This is a genomic window from Actinomycetota bacterium, assembly GCA_005774595.1.
Taxonomy (GTDB): Bacteria; Actinomycetota; Coriobacteriia; order Anaerosomatales; family D1FN1-002; genus D1FN1-002.
Genome location: VAUM01000426.1, coordinates 1 through 1,402 on the forward strand (window position 1 = coordinate 1; position 1,402 = coordinate 1,402).

Genomic DNA, 1,402 nt, shown 5'->3' on the forward strand with positions numbered 1-1,402 from the left:
AGCTTGAACGCCTTGATCCAGCTCGTGTCGGGCACGTGCGGGCCGCGGCACAGGTCGGTGAAGTCGCCTTGCGTGTAGGTCGAGATGGTCTCGCCCTCGGGAAGCTCGGCGATGAGCTCCTGCTTGTACGGCTGCTCCTCGAACGCGTCGTGTGCCTCGAGCCGGTCGAGCTCAGCGCGCGTGAACGGGAGCGACTCCGCGATGATCTGGCGCATGCGCTCCTCGATGGCCTCGAGGTCCTCGGGCGTGAAGGCCCGGCCGATCTCGAAGTCGTAGTAGAAGCCGTCCTCGATCGACGGGCCGATGCCGAACTTCGCCAGCGGGAACAGCTGCTTCACGGCCTCGGCCATCACGTGGGCGGCCGAGTGGCGCAGCACCTCGAGCGCCTCGGGCGAGCGCTCGGTGACGATCGCGACCGAGGCGCCGTCAGGCACGACCGTGCCGAGGTCGGCGAAGGCGCCGTCGATCGTGCCGACGATGGCGGCCTGCGCGAGGCGCGGCCCGATGGCGGCGGCCACGTCGAGGACGGTGGAGCCCTCGGGCACGGCGAGGGCGGACCCGTCGGGCAGCTTGACCGAGATGTCGGGCATCTGTGGAACTCCTCACCAGATGGAGCCGCCCCGCACACGGCGGGGCGGGCGTTGCGGTTGCAGCCGGCTGTCCGCCGGGTGGGCTACTGCTTCGTCTTGCAGTACGGGCACACGCCCCAGTCGAGCTTGAGGGCGCGGCCGCATTCGGTGCACTGCTTGCGCAGCTTCTTCATGCACGACGGGCAGATCAGGTAGTCCTTCTCGACCGGCTTGAGACACGCCGGGCAGGTCTCGACCTCGCGCTGGAGCGAGGCCTCCTTGGCCTGGATCTCCAGCTCGCGCTCGCGCACGTCGGCGGCGTACTCGGGCGGACGCACGATGAGGTAGATGGCCCAGCCGGCGACGTTGAAGAAGAGCGCGACCAGTGCCCAGAACCACGCCATCGCTCCGCGCTTGCTCGCGTCACGCCACGTCCAGAAGATCAGCGCGACGCTGAACACGAAGTAGAAGAGGAAGCACAGCTGCTTGGCCAGCGTGAACTCGGGGCTGTTCAGGATCGGCGCGAAGACGTCGGCCATCTGTTCCCTTTCGCGTGCGCGGTGCGGACGAGCGCGCCCGGCGGGCGTGCTCCCGCGCGATTCTAGCAGAACGGCGTGCGTACGCAGGGGTGCGTCAGGGTGACGGCTCGGTGTCGGCAGCGGCCTCCGCGAGCGCGGTGCGCACCTCGGCGGCGACCGTCAGGCTGCCCGTCGCGAGCACGCCGGCGGTACCGCCGGCGTCGCGGGCGGCGTCGAGCGCGTCCGCGATGCCCGCGCGAGCGGGTGGACGGGCGCCGGTGACGCGCTCGACGACGTCCGCGAGCCCGTCTGCCG

General features: G+C 70.5%; 3 protein-coding genes. All 3 read right to left on the bottom strand.

Going from position 1 to position 1,402, the window contains the following annotated elements; translation table 11 throughout:
- Positions 1 to 590: TGS domain-containing protein (locus FDZ70_10685; protein TLM65977.1), on the bottom strand; the 590-nt coding region annotated here is incomplete at its 3' end.
- Positions 591 to 673: 83 nt separating this feature from the next.
- The gene (locus FDZ70_10690) at positions 674 to 1,108 is read right to left on the bottom strand and encodes a zinc ribbon domain-containing protein (GenBank protein TLM65978.1); all 435 of its coding nucleotides are present in this window, start codon (positions 1,106 to 1,108) and stop codon (positions 674 to 676) included.
- Between the two features lie 94 nt (positions 1,109 to 1,202).
- Positions 1,203 to 1,402, bottom strand: a 200-nt coding sequence (locus FDZ70_10695; GenBank protein ID TLM65979.1) for a hypothetical protein, incomplete at its 5' end; no start/stop codon positions are given.

Coding starts and splice junctions, on each gene's coding strand:
- FDZ70_10690 (TLM65978.1), bottom strand. CDS start 1,108: ATGGCCGACGTCTTCGCGCCGATCCTGAACAGCCCCGAGTTCACGCTG.